This window comes from Nonomuraea sp. NPDC049695 (assembly GCF_040674955.1).
In the GTDB taxonomy this organism is placed as follows: Bacteria; Actinomycetota; Actinomycetes; order Streptosporangiales; family Streptosporangiaceae; genus Nonomuraea; species Nonomuraea helvata.
Map to the genome: position 1 here is coordinate 58,421 of NZ_JBFANV010000055.1, position 17,162 is coordinate 75,582.

Here is a 17,162-nt window from a genome sequence, read left to right on the forward strand (position 1 = left end):
AGGCCTCGTCCCCCGGGGCGGGCGGCGTCTTCCGCCTCACCCGTCAGCTCCCCTACCGGACCGCGATGTCGTCCAGGCGCTGGGCCATGTCGCCGGCCACCGGGGAGCCGATCGGTGTCGGAGCTGGGATGCAGGTCGCCGAGGTGTTCCCCATTCTTCGTGACGCTGTGTGCAGGTTGCTGATCACGAGTAGATTCATGTCAATCACACCATAACAACCGGTTTGTCCCATCTGACTCATCCAAGAGGGAAATAGGGGGGCTGGTAGGGGTCGAAAAGTGATCTATCAACATATACTGCCGTCATGTTGTCCGGTTCACCGACAATTGGCGATGTCATCAATACGTATAGTCACGAGTCCCCCGTCGCCCCCGAGGATCGTCCTCCCCTTCTGACTCCACCCTGACGGACTTCCTGAAGAGTGGACCTCTGATACTCCGACAAATATCGCACTCTATGCCTTTCCTTCAGCATGACGTGCTGGAGGATGAGGATTGCGGGGGCAAGCACGTGCGTGATAGGGACGGCAAGGAATCGGGGCGTATGGCCTGGGCGCGCAATGTGTCGCGCGCTCGGCGAGGCGGCGGCGGATTGTGTCGGCGGCGATCGAGGCTTGCCCCACACCGTCGTGACGAAACCGGGGGCGGGCGGCGCGCCGACGAGGGGATCGTGGCGTCGGCGGCATGCCTCGTAGCCGAGATGAAGCTCGCAGCGGCCACGCTGGAAGTGGCCGCCGGAACGGAGGGGGCCCGCCCCGGCCCCCATGCATGGTCCGCGACGGCCATGCCGCGCACAAGCATCCTGACGCCAGAACTTGGGCGACCGAATACTTTCGTGTCACCTGCGTGTCACCCAGCCCCGCAAACCCTTCTCTCGGACGAAGGACGCCGAGGGGATCGCTGAAATCTGCTGGAAAGAGAAAGTAACTGATCGAGAACGACGACTAGGGTGGTCGGCTGGAGGCATGGGCCATGCAGCTCATCGAACGTGCAGAGGCACTGGCGAACTTCCGTAGCCTTATAGAGAAGGCGTTGGGCGGGACCGGCGGAGTCATGTTGATGACCGGTTCCGGCGGCACAGGTAAGAGCGCGTTACTGCAGGCCTGCGCCAACGAGGCTGGCGCGGCCGGGTTCCTTCTGATGAAAAGCGCCGGGTCGCGGGCGGAACGAATGTTTCCCTTGGGGACTCTCGCACAGTTGTTTCGTTCCGCCGAGCTGCCTCCGGAGTTCGCCGACGAGGTGGAGCAGACGCTCGTTCCGGAACCGATCAACGGGATCTCCGGGGTGCCCGACCCGGTGGTGCTCGGGCAGAATCTCACGCATGTCGCGGCGCGGCTGTGCGAGATCCTCGTGATGCTCACCAAACGACAGCCGATCCTGCTGTCCGTTGACGACGTGCACAACGCGGACGGCCCGAGCCTGCAGGCCCTGCTCTACATCCAGCGGCGCATGGCGAACGCTCCGCTGCTGCTGGCCGTGACCTCGTTGTCGGAGCGCCGTTCGGTGAACTCCCTGTTCAGCGCCGAGCTCACTGGGCAACCCAATTGCGTTCAAGCGCGGGTCGCCGGGTTGTCGCCGGCTGGGGTGGAGGAACTTCTCCGGGACACGGTGGGCACCGAGCCCGCCGCCCGGCTGGCCCCGGAGTACCACCGGCTGAGCGGCGGGAACCCGCTCCTCCTGCACGCCATGGTGCAGGACTACTGGGACGTGGCGCAGGGTGGCTGGTCGCCGGAGGGCTCCCAGCCGGGCGTCGGCCGCCATCTCCACCAAGCAGTCCTGTCCTGCCTGCACCGATGGGATCCGCGGATCCTGGACGCGGCCCGCGCCGTCGCCCTGCTCGGGCGCTCGGCCAGTACCGGCTCGGTGGCGCAACTGCTCGGCGTGAAGCCCGCCTATGTGCTCCCGGCGCTGGAGGCCCTGGACGGGGCGGGGCTGCTGCGGGGATGCCAGTTCCGGCATCCGACGATGCGTAAGGCCGTCCTCCGGGATCTGAGCCCGGACCGGCAGTCCGTCATGTACATGCGGGCGGCGCGGATCATGTATCAGCTCGGCGCCGAGCCCGGGGACATCGCCGACCGCCTGCTGGCCTCCAGTCCTGCCACTCCGGCCGAAGCGGAGCCGTGGATGGTGGCGGTGCTGCGCGAGGCCGCCCAGGCGGCGCTCGTGCATGACAACCAGGACCGAGCGATCAGTTGTCTGGAGCTGGCCCGGCTCATCTGCGACGATGAAGCGACGAGGGCGGCGATGCTGACCGAGCTGGCCCGGGCGAACTGGTGCTATCGGCCCGCCGCGGCGCTGCGCTTCCTGGCCCCGCTGGAGGACGCGTTCGGGCGCGGTCAGCTTGGCGCCGCGGACGCCCGCGCCCTCAGCAGATATCTGCTGTGGCACGGCTCGACCTGCCGTGCGGCCGTTGTCTACGACTGGACGGCACCCTCGTGCGGCACCCCGTCCCGGGGGCATTCCCGGCTCTGTTTCACCCGGGAGTGGGTGCGGTTGATCTTTCCCACGATGTTCGTCGGGGGCGAGGCGGACGGGCCGGCGGGTGAGGACGGCACGGCCGGCCGGGAATTCTCGCTGAGCAACCTGCTGCTGGGCAAGGCCGAGGAGGACATCGTCGGCGCCGCCCAGGAGTTGCTGGAAAGCTGCAACCTGGCCGAGGCGGAGCTGGAGGCGGTCCTCGGCGCGCTGCTCACCCTGGGCCATACGGGCCGTTACCAGGAGGCGGTGCGGTGGTGCGAGTCACTCGGCACCGAGGGGGCGGCGCGCGGGTTTCCACGGTGGACGGCCGCCCTCGCCGGGATCCGGTCGTGGCTGGCCGTGCAGCACGGTGAGCTGGGTGAGGCCCGGCGGTACGCGCGGCAGGCTCTGAGCGGGATGTCGCGGACGGGCTGGGGGGTGATCCTCGGGTTGCCGCTGACGGTGCTGCTGCGGGCCACCGTCGCCATGGGAGACCTGGACGAGGCGGCGGAGATCATCAAGCGGGGGGTTCCCGGAGACATGCCGCGAACCACGCTGTGGCCGCTCTTCCTGCAGGCCAGAGGGGACTACTACCTCGCCACGAACCGCACGCGGGCGGCGTTGAGCGACTTTCACGAGTGCGGTGAGCTGCTGCGCGCGTGGGACCTCGACATTCCCGCGCTCGCGGACTGGCGTTGCGCGATCGCCCGGACGTATCTGCAGATAGGCGCGGTCGAAGAGGCGCAGCAGAAGATCACGGAGCAGTTGTCCATACCCGGCGGCACCCACCCGCGGGTGCACGGCCGGGCGTTGCGGCTGCTGGCGTCGGTCACCGAGCTGCGGCAGCGGCCGGCGAGGCTCCAGGAGGCTATGACACTGCTGCAACGCTCCGGCGACCTGCTGGAGGTCGGCTGGGCGTACGCGGATCTCAGCGACGCCTACCAGGAGCTCGGCGACATCACCCGGGCGCGGTTGATGGCCCGGCGGGCCAAGCAGATCGCCAAGGCGTGCGAGGTCGGCCCGCTGTCCGCGCGGCTGCAGCCGCGCGAGGAGGACGGCGGCGGAGACCTGGGTGAGGCGGCGGCGCTCAGCGACGCCGAGCGGCGCGTCGCCGCGCTGGCCGCGTTCGGCTACACCAACAAGGAGATCAGCGAGCGCCTGTTCATCACGGTCAGCACAGTGGAGCAGCACCTCACGCGGGTGTATCGCAAGCTCAACGTGAAGCGGCGCGCCGACCTGCCGACCGAGCTGTCCCTGGGCGTACGGGATTCGTCGAAACAGACGTATCCCGTATGACGCGTCGCGGCGCATGTCAGCCGAGGCGGACGGCTCGGGGAACGGAGCGCTGATCACGCGCTCATCCAGGACCTCGAAGCGTGGCCGGCGTCGCTCAGCAGCGTGTCGAACGCCAGTGGCTGCGGTTCCAGCAGAAGGGTGATCAGCAGACTGATCTTTCTCATCATGCCCGGGGAGTACTCACGCACCGGAGTGATCTCCGCCTCGGTCAGATCCCAGGGGCCGAGCAGCTCTTCCGCGCGCTGTGCGGTCAGCACCGGATCCAGCCCGTACCAGAGGATGATCGAGGTCAGCAGGTCGCGGCCGGTCCAGTGGTCCGGGATGTCCGAGATGTCGAGGAGGGTGGACGGCGCGGTGACAGACGATAGTGGCTTTTGGAACACAGGAGTCCCCCAAATATCAACTCAACTGTTGTTCGCCGAAGATGCGGTGCCGAGTGCCTCGAGTACGGGGAGCGGATCGCTCCCGCGCCGATGGATCGGGGACTGGCGGAGGAGCACGCGCAGCCCATCGGTCAGGTCGGTCACGGACACCAGTTCGGGACTGATCAGCCATTGCGCCATCAGCCCTTGGAGCAGGGTGAGGTAGAGCCGGCCCACCGCGCGTGCGGACTCCTCGTCGAGCGATTCGTCCGTGCCGAGCAGCTTGGGGAGGCCCTCCGGGTCGGCGGCCGACGCGAGCGCGATGCCGAGCCTCTCTCGCAGGTCCGGAGCATGCTCGGCGACGGTGAGCGCCTCGAAGTTGGCGGCCAGCAGCGGACGGTTGTGCTTGAAGCTGTCGACGATCTGCATCCAGGTCTTCTCGAAGCCCTCCAGCGGATCGGTCGTGTTGGTGTGCACGGTGATCTGCCACAGGTCGGTCCAGTCCTCGACCATCTCGATGAGAGCCTCGCGGAGCAGCGCCTCCTTGGAGCCGAAGTGATAGCCGATGGAGGCGAGGTTGGCCCCTGAGGCGGCGCTGATGTGCCGGGCGGTGGTGTGCGCGTAACCGCGCTCCACGATGCACCGCTTCGCGCCCTCGAGGAGCTGCTCTCGATGTCCCATGACGACAATCTTAGCATGCTTTATTCATACGTCCGTTCTGGACGCTTGTATAGTTCTGGTATGGCGCAGATGTATCCCCGCACCGCGGGCGGCCGCGAATGGCTCGGCCTCGCCGTACTCACTCTTCCTGTGATCTTGCTGTCCAACTCGATCACCATCTTGTTCCTCGCAATCCCCTGGATCACCGAAGGGCTCCGGCCCACCGCCGCCGAACTCCTGTGGATCATGGACATCTACACGTTCGTGCTGGCCGGGCTGGTGATACCGATGGGTGCATTGGGCGACCGGATCGGCCGGCGGCGGGTCCTGCTGGGCGGCGCGGTGGTCTTCGGACTCGGCTCGGCCGCCGCGGCGTACGCCACCTCGCCCGAGCTGCTGATCGCCGCGCGGGTGCTGCTGGGCATCGGCGCCGCCACACTCATGCCGTCCACGCTGGCGCTCATCCGAACGTTGTTCCAGGATCCTGGGCAACGCAAGATGGCGGTGGGCATCTGGACCGCCGGCTCGTCGGGAGGCGTGGTGCTGGGGCCGCCGCTGGGCGGTTTCCTGCTGGAGTACTTCTGGTGGGGCTCCGTCTTCCTGATCAATGTGCCGTTCATGCTGCTGCTGCTGGTCGCCGGGCCGATGTTGCTGCCGGAGTCCCGGGACCCCCGGAAGAGCCGCTTCGACCTGCTCGGTGTGCTGCTGTCGCTGGCCGCGTTGCTGCCTCTGATCTACGGACTGAAGCAGCTGGCCCTGGAGGAGCCGTCGATCTGGTCGTTCGCCGCAGTCATCGCGGGCGTCGGCTTCGGTGTGGCGTTCGTGCAGCAGCAGCGCCGGCGGGCCGATCCGATGGTCGATATCGGCCTCTTCCGGCGGCCGGTCTTCGCGACCGCGGTGGGCGGCTACGCGCTGGTCATGTTCGCTCTCACCGGCGGCACCTATCTCGCCTCGCCGTACCTGCAGCAGGTGCTGATGCTGCACCCGCTGCCCGCGGCGCTGTGGCAGATGCCCGCCGGGGCCGGGGTGATCGTCGCCGCGGTGGTCGCCGGCTATCTCGCGCAGCGGGTCCGGCCCGGTCGGATCTTCGCCGCCGGCCCCCTTCTCATGGCCGTCGGCCTGCTGATCATGTCGCAGGTCCGGGTGGACTCCGGGCTGGCGGTGTTGGTGCCGGGGCTGATCCTGGTGGGCGCGGGCACCGGGATCGTGGCCACGGTGGCGGTGGACATCGTGCTCGGCAGCGTGCCGCCGGAGCGGTCCGCGCGGGCCTCCGCGCTGTCGGAGACCAGTCTGGAGCTGGGGACCGCGCTGGGCATCGCGCTGATGGGTCTGATCAGTACCGTCGTCTACAGCCGGACGCTGCTGGACACGATGCCGCAGGGGGTGCCGGAAGCGGAGAGCGCGGCGGCGTCCCAGACCCTTTCTGCGGCGCTCGCGATCGCCGCCGACCTGCCCGGCGCGGTGGGCGCCCAGCTTGCCGCGGCGGCTCGGGCCGCGTTCACTCTCGGCATGCAGGTGCCGCTCTATGTGACCGCGGCGCTCATGCTGGCGCTGGCCGCCGTCGCGCTGTTCGCGCTGCGCCGCGCCGACATCAAGCACGCGGAGACCGAGGAGCCTGGGGTGCCTGAGGTGCACTGAGGTGCAGGTGCGCGTGCTCCTCTGCCGGCTGCCCCGGCCCGCATACGTGGTTCATCGGGCCGGGGCGAGGTCCATTAGGGGTTGATCTAGGGGGAACGTCCGCCTCTACCGTGGCGATCGTCGATCCGATCGCCGGCTAGGTGGAGGCACCATGCCCGAAGGCGCCAACCCGGCAGCCGATTACGAGTTGGGACTGCGCCTGCTCAACGCCCGCGCCATGCAGCGGGTACTGGGCAGCATGGGCGACCCGTACGCCCTGGTCCTGCGCGGCGCCGACGATCCCTACCCCCTCTACGCCGCGATCCGTGAGCGCGGCCCGATCTACCACAGCACGACCGGAAGCTGGGTGACCGCGGACCCGGAGGTGATCGCCGAGGTTCTGGCAGACCCGCGGTGGCGGATGTCGGGCCCGGACGGCTCGCCGGCCGCCGAGCAGCCGCTGCCCTTCTACGGGTACGGCACGCCGGGCGCCGAGGCCGACGAGCACATGCGGCTGCGCGCCCACTGGCAGCCTCTGGTCGACCCGGAGGCGCTGGCCGCCCATCGCAAGACCGTCGAGCGGGAGTGCCTGGCCCGCCTCGACCAGGTCGCCGGCGGCGATCTCATGGCCGACTACGCCTGGCCGGTGGCGACCGCCGCCACCGGCGCGTTGCTCGGGGTTCCCGCCGCCGCGCTGCCACGGTACGCGGAGTGCTGCGCGGACGCCGCGGCGCTGCCTGACTCCCTGCTCGCCGCCCAGCCGCTGGCCCTGGTCCGCCAGATAGAGGACGCCGTGGCCGGGCTCGACGGACTGTTCGGCGGGGCGCCAGGGACCCCGGACGGGACGGAACGGCCCGACCGGGCCGTCCGGGTGCTGCTGTCCACCGCCGCCGTCCCGGCCACCGCGCACCTGGTGGGCAACGCGGTCCACGCGCTGCTGGCCGAGCCCGGGCGGTGGGCGGCGCTGTGCCGGGATCCGGACCTGGCGCCGGCGGCCGTGGCGGAGACGCTACGGTACGACCCGCCGGTGCAGGTGGAGATCCGGGTGGCCGCGGCCCCGGTCGAGCTGGCCGGGACAGAGCTGGCGACGGGCAGTCACCTGGTGATGATCACCGCGGCCGCGGGCCGGGACGAGGCCCGGCACCCGGAGCCGGACCGCTTCCGCCTCGACCGGCAGGCCGAACCGGAGCCGCTCACCTTCGCCGGCGGGCTCCACCACCTCCCGGTCGCACCGCTGGCGCGTGCGCAGGCCGAGGTGGCGCTGCGGATTCTCGCCGAGGCGCGGCCGAACCTGCGGCCGTTCGGCGCGCCGGTGTACCGGCGGCGCGCCCCCGTGGTGCGCGGCCCCGTCGAGCTGCCCGTGCTCGGGCTTGGAGAGACCTGATGCGTGTCCTGCTGACCTCGTTCGCCCTCGCCTCGCACTACAACTGCCTGGTGCCGCTCGGCTGGGCGCTGGCCGCCGCCGGACACGAGGTCCGGGTGGCCAGCCAGCCCTCGCTGACCGACGCGATCACCGCCTCGGGGCTGACCGCGGTCCCGGTCGGCACCGATCCGGAGCTGGAGGAGGTGCGGGAGCGGCCGGCCGCGGCGATGGGCCCGCCCCAGGTGCACGAGGACCGCGACGAGCCGGTCACCTGGGAGCAGGCTCTGGACTTCGACATGGTGATCGCGCCGCTGCTGCTGGCCGCCATCAACAACACGGCGATGGTGGACGAGCTGGTCGGCTTCGCCCGGCAGTGGCGCCCGGACCTGGTGATCTGGGAGCCGTTCACGCTGGCCGGCGCGATCGCGGCGGAGGCATGCGGGGCGGTGCACGCCCGGGTGATGTGGGGCCTCGACGTGCTGGGCAGCGCCCGCCGCACCTTCCTGGACCTGCGTGCCGAGCAGCCGCGGGCGCACTGGGAGGACCCGGTGGGCGAGTGGCTGACGCTGACCCTGGCGCGGTACTCCCGCCCGTTCACCGAGGAGGTGACCACAGGGCGGCTCACGATCGACACCACGATGCCGTCGAGCCTGCGGCTGCCGGTCGGGGTACCGGTGGTCGGCATGCGGACGCTGCCGTACAACGGCCGCTCCGTGATGCCGGACTGGCTGGCCGAGGCTCCCCGCCGCCCCCGCGTCTGCTTCACCCTGGGCGGGACCGGCGGCGACTTCCTGCACGACTGGGCGCTCGGCCCGGCCGAGCTGGTGAGGGCGGCGGCGGAGCTGGACGTGGAGGTGGTGGCCACGCTCGACGCCGAGCAGCGCGCCCGCCTGGGAGAGGTGCCGGACAACGTGCGCATCGTCGACTTCGTGCCGATGAATCTGCTGATGCCGACCTGCGCGGCGGTGGTGCACCACGGCGGGGCCGGCACGTTCAGCGCCGCGCTGCTCAACGGGGTGCCCCAGCTGATGGTCGCGAACACTTGGGACACCCCGGTGAAGGCCAAGCGGCTGGCCGACTACGGCGCCGGCATCTACATCCCGCCGCCGAAGCTCGACGCCGGCGGCTTCCGCGACGCGGTGGCGACGCTGGTGCACGAGCCCGGCCCGCGGGCCGCCGCCGACCGGCTGCGCCAGGAGATGCTCACGGAGCCCACTCCGGCGGAGCTCGTCCCCCGGCTGGAACGCCTGGTCGCGATGGGTCGCGCGGGCGAGTCAGGGGACGACCCCGGTGCGATACGGGACCTCGGCGTGGCCGAGCCCGCCCTGGGGCGACCGGGTGGCTGAGATGAGTCGACGGCCGACCGCGAAGGGCACCGTGCCGTTCCGGGAGTACCACACCTGGTATCGGGTGAGCGGTGACCTGTCCGGCGGGCGCCCGCCACTGGTGGTGCTGCATGGCGGGCCCGGGAGCACGCACGACTACCTGCTGCCGATGTGCGCGCTGAGCGACGCGGGCCAGCCGGTGATCCACTATGACCAGCTGGGCAACGGCGGCTCCACCCACCTGCCGGAGAAGGGCGCGGACTTCTGGACCGTGCAGCTGTTCCTCGACGAGCTGGAGAACCTGCTCGAGCGGCTCGGCGTGGCCGACGGCTACCTGATCTTCGGCCACTCCTGGGGCGGCATGCTCGGCGCCGCGCACGCCGCGACCCGCCCGCGCGGGCTGCGCGGGCTGGTCATCGCGAACTCGCCGGCCTCAATGATCACCTGGCGCGCGGAGATGGTACGACTGCGCGCCACGCTCCCGCTCGAGGTACAGGAGACGCTGGTCCGGCACGAGGCCGCGGGCACCACCGACACCCGCGCCTACTTCGACGCCATGCGCGTCTTCTTCGACCGGTACGTGTGCCTGGTGAACCCGTGGCCGCGGGAGTACCAGGCGTCCTTCATGGAGATGCACAACAACCCGACCGTCTACTACACGATGAACGGGCCGACCGAGTTCCACGTCGTCGGCACGCTGCGCGACTGGTCGGTCGAGGAGCTGCTGCCGTCCATCGGGGCGCCGACCCTGATCATCTCCGGGCGGCACGATGAGGCGACCCCGGAGACCGTCCGCCCGTTCCGAGAGCTCATCCCGGACTCCCGCTGGGAGATCCTCGAGAACTCCAGCCACCTCCCGCACCTGGAGGAACCCGACCGGTTCCGGGAAGTGCTGCTGGCCTATCTCGCCACTGTTGACGGGACCCAACCGGGGACCCGCGCAAGCGACGCAGCGACAGGGAGTTGACGTGACCCGCACATTACCTGACCTGAACCCGAGCCCCCGGAAGGGCCGCCCGCGCGCCCTGGTGACCGGAGTGTCATCCGACTCGCACACCTGGAACCTCGTCTACCTGCAACTCGTCTGCGAGGAGGAGGGACTGGACGTGGTGAACCTGGGCCCGTGCGTCCCGGACGAGGTGCTGGTCACCGAGTGCGTGGAGCAGCGCCCCGACCTCGTGGTCATCAGTACCGTCAACGGGCACGGGTACGGGGAGGGCCTGCGGGTCGTCCCCAAGCTCCGGGCCCGCCCGGAGCTGGCCGACGTCCCGATCGTGATGGGCGGCCGCCTCGGGGTGACCGGGCAGCGGGAGGACGACCGCGTCAGCGAGCTCACCGCGGCCGGCTGTGACCGCGTCTTCGACCGCGGCAGCCCGGAAGACATCGAGGAGTTCAGGACCCTGGCCGCCGCGGTGGCCTGGAAGGCGGACGACGCTGCGGCGCGGACGCCGGTCCAGTTCGGCTGAGTCCGCGGTGGCCGCGGGATTCGGCGGTTTCGTGGCCGACACCGCCGCGAGCGGTGAGCTGGTGGTGCAGCCCCGGATGGGGTTCGGCGACGTGGCGACCATGCGCGCCGGACTGCTCGCCACGAAAGGCGCCCGCGCGGCCACCGCCGGCACGATCACCGTGGACAGCTACACCCGGGTCGGCGACCTGGACTCGGCGGCCGCGGCGCTGGCCTCCGGAGCCGCGCTCAACGGGTACCCCCTGGTCAGCCATGGCGTCGCAGTCAACCGAGAGCTGCTGCGCGGGGTGCGGGACGCCACCTTTCCTGTGCAGGTGCGGCACGGTTCGGCCAACCCAGGGAAGGTCTTCGAGGCGTTGCTGGACGTCGGTCTGGACGCCACCGAGGGCGGCCCGGTCTCCTACTGCCTGCCGTACAGCCGGATCCCGCTGAGCCAGGCGGTCAACCACTGGGCCCGCGGCTGCGAGCTGCTGGCCACCCGCGGGCAAGCGGCGGGGAGGGAACCGCACCTGGAGACCTTCGGCGGCTGCGTGCTGGGCCAGCTCTGCCCGCCCGGCCAGCTCGTCGCGCTCAGCGTTCTGGAGGGGCTCTTCTTCCAGGCTTACGGCTTGCGTGACATCTCGCTGAGCTACGCCCAGCAGACCAGTCCGGAGCAGGACATCGAGGCGGTGCTCGCGTTGCGCGCGCTGGCCGAGGAGTTCCTCGCCGGGGTCCGCTGGCACGTGGTCGTCTACGCGTACATGGGCGTCTACCCCCAGACTCCGCGTGGCGCCGCGTCGCTGCTGACCGCCGCCGCCGAACTGGCCGTGCGCACCGGAGCGGAGCGGCTCATCGTCAAGACCGAGGCGGAGTCCCGGCGCATCCCCACGATCGAGGAGAACGTGGCTGCGCTGGAGCTGGCCGGTACGGCCGCGCGCGCCGCGCGGCCGGTCGCGCCGCCGCCGAGCCGTACCGACTCGCAGGTGTACGCCGAGGCGCGGCGGCTGGTCGAGGCCACGCTGGAGCTGCACCAGGACGTGGGCCGGGCGCTGTTGCGCGCGTTCAAGCTGGGTTACCTGGACATCCCCTACTGCGTGCACCCGGACAACAGGGGGGCGGCGCGCAGCCACATCGACGGCGACGGGGCGCTGCGCTGGGCGGACATCGGGGCGCTGCCGCTGGACGGGCTGGTGGCGCGGCGCCGCTCCCGCCCGGTCGGCTCGGCCGAACTGCTGGACGCGCTCCACTACGTCCAGCGCAGGCACGACGCCGGCAGTGAGTGCCCGGGCCTGGAGCACGCGGATGGTGGGGGCCGGTCGGATCACGATGAGGGGTACTAGGGGTGGGGCCGGCCGGGCGGCCGCGGTTAGCGTGCCCTGGTGGACAACGCATCGAGTCACGAGATCGCGATGGTTTTTCCAGGGATGGGGCCGACCGGGTTCGCCGACATCGAGCGGTTCGCCACCGAGGTGCCGGTGGCGTGGCGGCTGTTCGCCGAGGCCGACGAGGCGCTCGGCTACCCGGTGCTGGACCGGTTCCGCCGCGCGGACGGCGACTACTCCGAGTACGCCCAGGTGGCCTTCCTGGTCACCTGCCTGGCTCTGGCCGAGTGGGCGGAGCGTGAGGCGCTGCCCGCCCGTCCGGGGCTGTGCACCGGACCGAGCTTCGGGGGTAAGGTGGCCGCCGCCTATGTGGGCTCGCTGGGTTTCGCCGACGCGGTGTGGACGACCGCCCGGCTGGCCCGGTGCGTGGCGGACTACTTCAGCCGTGAGCACCGGAACCTGGTCACCCACTCGTTCGTCCGGGTGAATCCAGGGGTGGCGGAGGAACTGCTCGGCGAGCTGACCGCGCGGGGCCGAGTGGCGGACGTGGCCTGCCGTGTGGACAGGGACTTCTTCATGGTCACGCTGTCGGCGGACGATCTGCCGGGGCTGGAGAAGGGGATCCGTGCCGCCGGCGGGCTGTCGCTGTACACGATGCGGCCGCCGATGCACTCCCCGGCCTTCGCCCGGCTGCGGGAACGCGCGGAGAAGGAGGTCCTGAACGAGTTGGAGTTCGCCGAGCCGCGGCTGCCGGTGATCTCCGACCACGACGGGTCGTTGCTGACCACCGGGGAGCAGGTGCGGAACCTGCTCCTGGACGGCTTCGTCCGGCAGATGAACTGGCCGGGTACGGTCGAGGCGCTGCGCGCCCGGGGAGTGCGCACGGTCTGCGTGGCCGGGCCCGACGCCCTGTTCGGCCGGGTGCCGGCCACCACACGGAACTTCGAGGTGGTGCCGGTCGGTCCGAAGCGGCCGCTTCTCGTCGGCGCGGCTCGCGATGCCGAGCCCCGCTCATCGCGCGGAGGGCAATCCGGTGCGGAGCGTGGCTCGGCGGCGGGGTGACCGGCTGCCTCAGGAGGCTGGACGGGCCGCGCTGAGCGCGGCCCACAAGTTCCCCGGGGTGGTGAAGGTGTCCAGGACGAGTGCCTCCTCGTCGAACTGTACGGCGTAGTCGGCTTCCAGCGCGCTCAATAGTTCCACCGCGCCCATGGAATCCAAGCCGAATTCCCGGAGGTTGGTGTCCGCGGTGAGCTCGTCGCCGGAAGACAGCAAGGGAAGGCGGTGCCGCAGCAGCGCCTCAAACTGTTTGTCCCACATGGCCTGCATTATGCCTCAATAACTCGCGCTGAGGAAAAGAAAATGGGCGAAGAAATTCACCGGAACCTCCACGGGCGATTTCTGGGCGGACTGGCCGCCGCGCCGCGCGGTGCGGCGCTGCGCCTCGGCGACCGCACGGTCACCTTCGAGGAGTTGCACGAGCTCGCCCTCGTCTGGGCCGGGTCGCTGCTCCACAGCGGCGTCACGGGCCCGATAGGGGTGCTTGCGGAGAAGGGGACCACGGCCTACGCCGGGGTGCTCGCGGCGCTGTACGCCGGGGCGACGGTGGTGCCGCTGCACGTCGACTTCCCGCCCGACCGGACGGCGCGGATGGTGGCAGCGGCCGGCGTCACCGCCGTGATCGCCGATGCACGCGGCGCCGGCCTGCTGCCCGAGCTGCGGGATCGCGGTTACCGCGGGGCCGCGTTGCTGCCCCAGGGCGGCGGCGAAGGGGGGATTCCGGTGGCGGCCGCGCACGCGCCGGCCGAACCGCGCGCGGTGCCGCCCGAGGCCCCCGCCTACATCCTGTTCACCTCCGGCTCGACCGGCCGGCCCAAGGGCGTGGTGCTCACCCACGGCAACCTGCACCACTACTTCGGCGTGCTGGACAGTCGCTACGACTTCAGCCCCGACGACGCCTTCTCGCAGACCTTCGACCTGACCTTCGACTGCGGGATCTTCGACCTGTTCTGTGCCTGGGGCGCGGGGGCCCCAGCGGTGCCGGTGCCCCCGCGCGGCCACGCCGACCTGCCCGCCTTCCTGGAGCGTCACCGGGTGACCGTGTGGTTCTCCACGCCCAGCGGCATCAGCCTGGCCCGCCGGCTCGGCTCCCTGCGGCCGGGCACACTGCCAGGCCTGCGGTGGAGCTTCTTCGCCGGAGAGGCGCTGCGCTGCCAGGACGTCGAGGACTGGACCCGCGCGGCGCCGTACTCCACGGTGGAGAACCTGTACGGGCCGACCGAGCTGACCGTGACGATCGCGGGTCATCGCTGGTCGCCGGAAGGCTCCGCGAAGCTCGCGGTCAACGGCGTCGTGCCGATCGGCGCCGTGCACCCCGGACACCAGGTCCTGCTCGTCACCGAGGACGGCCGGTTGACCGAGGAGGAGGAGGGAGAGCTGTGCGTCACCGGGCCGCAGCTCACACCCGGGTACCTGGATCCGGAGGACGGCGCGGGCCGCTTCCTGGAGCACGCGGGGCACACCTGGTACCGCACCGGCGACCGGGTGCGGCGGCTCCCCGGGGACGAGCTGTGCTACCTGGGCCGGCGGGACGCCCAGGTGCAGGTGCAGGGTTGGCGGGTGGAGCTGGCGGAGATCGAGCACGCGCTACTGGCCACCGGCGACGGGGTGGCCGAGGTGGCCGCGGTGGGGGTCGACGGCGCGGCCGGCACGGAGCTTGTGGTGTTCTACACCGGCGAGGCGCGTCCGCCGGTCGAGCTGGCCAACCGGCTGCGCCGTACGCTGCCGCACGGCATGGTGCCCAAGCGATATCACCACCTCGACGAACTCCCGCTCAACGCCAACCGCAAGGTGGACCGAAAGGCGCTCACCGAGCGAGCCGGCGAACTGCTGCGCGGCGACAACAATTGGTCTTAGGGGGCGCTTAGGGGTTAGTCGGACTCCGAACATTTCGTAGTTTAGTGGCGGCACCGAAAGGGTCAGAACCATCAAGCCCGGTGAGCTCAACGCTCCCTAATATTCCTAGGTTGGTAATGGACAACGAAGAGAAACTTGTCAATTACCTGAAAAGAGCGACGGCGGATCTGCGGGAGTCCCGGCGGCGGTTGCGTGCCGCCGAGGATCGCCTGCGCGAGCTGGGCGTCGGCCCGGACGGCGGGGTGCCGATCGCGATCGTCGGCATGGCCTGCCGGTACCCGGGCGGGGTGACCGCACCCGAGGACCTGTGGCGGTTGGTCACCGACGAGGTGGACGCGGTCACGCCCATGCCCGCCGACCGCGGCTGGGACATCGACGCGATCTACGACCCGGAGCGCGGCAAACCAGGCAAGACCTATACCCGCGAGGGCGGCTTCCTCCGCGATGTGGCCGACTTCGAGCCGGAGTTCTTCGGCATCGGCCCCAACGAGGCCACCGCCATGGATCCGCAGCAGCGGCTGCTGCTGGAGACCACCTGGGAGGCGGTGGAGCGCGCCGGGATCGACCCGACGGCGCTGCGCGGCAGCCGTACCGGGGTGTTCGTCGGAGTGATGTACGGCGACTACGGCTCGCGTAGCGACCGGATACCCCGCGGCGTGCAGGGATTCATCGCGCACGGCAGCCACCGCAGCGTGGCGTCCGGGCGGATCTCCTACCTGTACGGCTTCGAGGGGCCCGCGGTCACCGTGGACACCGCATGTTCGTCGTCGCTGGTGGCGCTGCACCTGGCGGCGCAGGCGCTGCGCGGCGGCGAGTGCGAGCTGGCGCTGGCCGGCGGCGCGACCGTGTTGTCCACCACGGAGCTGTTCGTCGACTCCGGCCGGCAGGGCGTGCTCTCCCCGGACGGCCGCTGCAAGTCGTTCGCCGCGGCCGCGGACGGGGTCGGCTGGGGCGAAGGGGTCGGCCTGCTGCTGCTGGAACGGCTCTCCGACGCGCAGCGGCACGGGCACCCCGTCCTGGCCGTGATCCGCGGCTCCGCCGTGAACCAGGACGGCGCCAGCAGCGGCCTGACCGCGCCGAACGGTCCGTCCCAGGAGCGGGTGATCGGCGCCGCGCTGGCCGCGGCGGGGCTGTCGCCGTCGGACGTCGACGTCGTGGAGGGGCACGGATCCGGGACCGGGCTGGGCGATCCCATCGAGGCGCAGGCGTTGCTGGCGACCTACGGGCAGGGCCGCGACCGAGCGTTGTGGCTGGGGTCGGTGAAGTCGAACATCGGCCACGCCCAGGCTGCGTCCGGTGCCGCCGGGGTCATCAAGATGGTGCTGGCGATGCGGCACCGCACGCTCCCGAAGACGCTGCACGTGGATGCGCCGAGCGGGGAAGTGGACTGGTCCGCCGGCGCTGTGGAGCTGCTGACCGAATCCCGGCCATGGACGCGGAACGGCCACCCGCGCCGCGCCGGTGTCTCCGCGTTCGGGGTCAGCGGCACCAACGCCCACGTCATCCTCGAAGAGGCGCCGGACGAGGCCGCCTCGATCATCGAGCAGGCGCCGGACGAGGCCGTCCCGGCAGAGTCCTCACACCCTGACCGCACGGCCGCGTCTCCCGCGGCGTCCCCGGTGATGCCGGTGGTGGTGTCGGCCAAGTCCGAGGCGGCACTGCGCGCGCAAGCCGACCGGCTGGCCGGTTTCCTCGCCGAGCGCGGCGCCGACGCCGAGATGGCGGACGTGGCGTCGGCGTTGACCCGGCGGGCGGCGCTGGCGCATCGGGCCGCGCTGGTGGCCGACGACCGGGACGGCCTGCTCGCCGCGCTGCGCGGCCTGGCCGCGGGCGAGCCGCCGCCAGGCGTAACCGTCGAGGCGGCCCGGAGCGGGCGGCTGGGCCTGGTGTTCTCCGGACAGGGCGCGCAACGGCTCGGCATGGGCCGCGGCTTGTACGCGCGCTTCGGCGTGTTCGCGCAGGCCTTCGACGAGGCGGCCGAGCTCTTGACGGCCGAGCTGGCCGGCGTCTCCGGCGTCTCCGGCGGGTCGCCCGGGCTCGGCCTGCGTGAGTTGCTGGCGCCCGCATCCCAGGCCGACGAGACGGCCGCCGCCCTGAACCAGACGGTGTTCGCGCAGGCGGGGCTGTTCGCGGTGGAGACGGCGTTGTACCGGCTGCTGGAATCGTTCGGTGTCCGGCCCGATTTTGTGGCGGGGCATTCGCTGGGTGAGATCACGGCGGCGCATGTGGCCGGGGTGCTGGAGCTGGCGGATGCGTGCCGGTTGGTGGCCGCTCGTGGCCGGTTGATGCAGGCGTTGCCGGCCGGGGGTGCGATGGCGGCGATCGGCTGCGGCGAAGAGGAGATCGCCCCGGTACTGGCCGGGCGTAACCAGATCTCGGTGGCCGCGATCAACGCGCCCGGCGC

Annotated in this window: 14 protein-coding genes; 10 read left to right on the forward strand and 4 right to left on the reverse strand. The window is 71.1% G+C overall.

From position 1 onward, the window contains the following. Positions 1-52: 52 nt before the first annotated feature. Positions 53-199 carry a hypothetical protein gene (locus AB0J64_RS36345; RefSeq protein ID WP_364037535.1) on the reverse strand — a complete coding sequence of 49 codons (147 nt, stop codon included), beginning with the start codon at positions 197-199 and terminating at the stop codon, positions 53-55. Positions 200-971: 772 nt separating this feature from the next. On the opposite strand from AB0J64_RS36345, the gene AB0J64_RS36350 reads away from it, so the two are divergent. Beyond that, positions 972-3,752 carry an AAA family ATPase gene (locus AB0J64_RS36350; protein WP_364037538.1) on the forward strand — a complete coding sequence of 927 codons (2,781 nt, stop codon included), beginning with the start codon at positions 972-974 and terminating at the stop codon, positions 3,750-3,752. A 53-nt stretch (positions 3,753-3,805) separates the two neighbouring features. Here AB0J64_RS36350 and AB0J64_RS36355 read toward each other — a convergent pair whose 3' ends face one another. Together AB0J64_RS36355 and AB0J64_RS36360 are read right to left on the reverse strand one after the other, a co-directional pair. Beyond that, positions 3,806-4,135: a hypothetical protein gene (locus tag AB0J64_RS36355; RefSeq protein ID WP_364037541.1), complete on the reverse strand. Its 330-nt coding sequence runs from the start codon at positions 4,133-4,135 to the stop codon at positions 3,806-3,808. 21 nt (positions 4,136-4,156) lie between these two features. Continuing rightward, positions 4,157-4,795, reverse strand: a complete 639-nt coding sequence (locus AB0J64_RS36360) for a TetR/AcrR family transcriptional regulator (RefSeq protein WP_364037544.1) — start codon at positions 4,793-4,795, stop codon at positions 4,157-4,159. Between the two features lie 60 nt (positions 4,796-4,855). Here AB0J64_RS36360 and AB0J64_RS36365 point away from each other — a divergent pair, with 60 nt between their 5' ends. From AB0J64_RS36365 to AB0J64_RS36395, 7 genes are all read left to right on the forward strand, one after another. Then, positions 4,856-6,412 (forward strand): MFS transporter, encoded by a 1,557-nt coding sequence (locus AB0J64_RS36365; protein WP_364037547.1) that lies wholly within the window; start codon positions 4,856-4,858, stop codon positions 6,410-6,412. Between the two features lie 151 nt (positions 6,413-6,563). Continuing rightward, complete coding sequence (locus AB0J64_RS36370; RefSeq protein WP_364037550.1) at positions 6,564-7,775, forward strand: P450-derived glycosyltransferase activator; 1,212 nt, start codon at positions 6,564-6,566, stop codon at positions 7,773-7,775. Then, entirely contained in the window at positions 7,775-9,100 is a 1,326-nt protein-coding gene (locus AB0J64_RS36375) for an activator-dependent family glycosyltransferase (protein WP_364037553.1), read from the forward strand. The genes AB0J64_RS36370 and AB0J64_RS36375 overlap by 1 nt, the downstream gene beginning before the upstream one ends. A 1-nt stretch (position 9,101) precedes the next feature. Then, the gene (locus tag AB0J64_RS36380; RefSeq protein WP_364037556.1) at positions 9,102-10,046 is read left to right on the forward strand and encodes a proline iminopeptidase-family hydrolase; all 945 of its coding nucleotides are present in this window, start codon (positions 9,102-9,104) and stop codon (positions 10,044-10,046) included. 1 nt (position 10,047) lies between these two features. Further along, positions 10,048-10,545 (forward strand): cobalamin-dependent protein, encoded by a 498-nt coding sequence (locus AB0J64_RS36385; RefSeq protein ID WP_364037559.1) that lies wholly within the window; start codon positions 10,048-10,050, stop codon positions 10,543-10,545. A 7-nt stretch (positions 10,546-10,552) separates the two neighbouring features. Next, entirely contained in the window at positions 10,553-11,863 is a 1,311-nt protein-coding gene (locus AB0J64_RS36390) for a methylaspartate mutase (RefSeq protein ID WP_364037562.1), read from the forward strand. Positions 11,864-11,902: 39 nt separating this feature from the next. Beyond that, complete coding sequence (locus tag AB0J64_RS36395) at positions 11,903-12,907, forward strand: ACP S-malonyltransferase (protein ID WP_364037565.1); 1,005 nt, start codon at positions 11,903-11,905, stop codon at positions 12,905-12,907. Positions 12,908-12,916: 9 nt separating this feature from the next. On the opposite strand, the gene AB0J64_RS36400 is transcribed toward AB0J64_RS36395, so the two are convergent. Further along, positions 12,917-13,162, reverse strand: coding sequence for an acyl carrier protein (locus AB0J64_RS36400; RefSeq protein WP_364037568.1), 246 nt, complete (start codon positions 13,160-13,162; stop codon positions 12,917-12,919). Between the two features lie 42 nt (positions 13,163-13,204). Between AB0J64_RS36400 and AB0J64_RS36405 the strand changes: the two genes are divergently transcribed. Both AB0J64_RS36405 and AB0J64_RS36410 read left to right on the forward strand, forming a co-directional pair. Continuing rightward, positions 13,205-14,758 (forward strand): AMP-binding protein, encoded by a 1,554-nt coding sequence (locus AB0J64_RS36405; RefSeq protein ID WP_364037571.1) that lies wholly within the window; start codon positions 13,205-13,207, stop codon positions 14,756-14,758. Between the two features lie 116 nt (positions 14,759-14,874). Further along, a partial coding sequence (locus tag AB0J64_RS36410) for a type I polyketide synthase (RefSeq protein ID WP_364037574.1) occupies positions 14,875-17,162 on the forward strand: 2,288 nt, incomplete at its 3' end.

Coding starts and splice junctions, on each gene's coding strand:
- AB0J64_RS36345 (WP_364037535.1), bottom strand. CDS start 199: ATGAATCTACTCGTGATCAGCAACCTGCACACAGCGTCACGAAGAATG.
- AB0J64_RS36350 (WP_364037538.1), top strand. CDS start 972: ATGCAGCTCATCGAACGTGCAGAGGCACTGGCGAACTTCCGTAGCCTT.
- AB0J64_RS36360 (WP_364037544.1), bottom strand. CDS start 4,795: ATGGGACATCGAGAGCAGCTCCTCGAGGGCGCGAAGCGGTGCATCGTG.
- AB0J64_RS36365 (WP_364037547.1), top strand. CDS start 4,856: ATGGCGCAGATGTATCCCCGCACCGCGGGCGGCCGCGAATGGCTCGGC.
- AB0J64_RS36370 (WP_364037550.1), top strand. CDS start 6,564: ATGCCCGAAGGCGCCAACCCGGCAGCCGATTACGAGTTGGGACTGCGC.
- AB0J64_RS36375 (WP_364037553.1), top strand. CDS start 7,775: ATGCGTGTCCTGCTGACCTCGTTCGCCCTCGCCTCGCACTACAACTGC.
- AB0J64_RS36380 (WP_364037556.1), top strand. CDS start 9,102: ATGAGTCGACGGCCGACCGCGAAGGGCACCGTGCCGTTCCGGGAGTAC.
- AB0J64_RS36400 (WP_364037568.1), bottom strand. CDS start 13,162: ATGTGGGACAAACAGTTTGAGGCGCTGCTGCGGCACCGCCTTCCCTTG.
- AB0J64_RS36405 (WP_364037571.1), top strand. CDS start 13,205: ATGGGCGAAGAAATTCACCGGAACCTCCACGGGCGATTTCTGGGCGGA.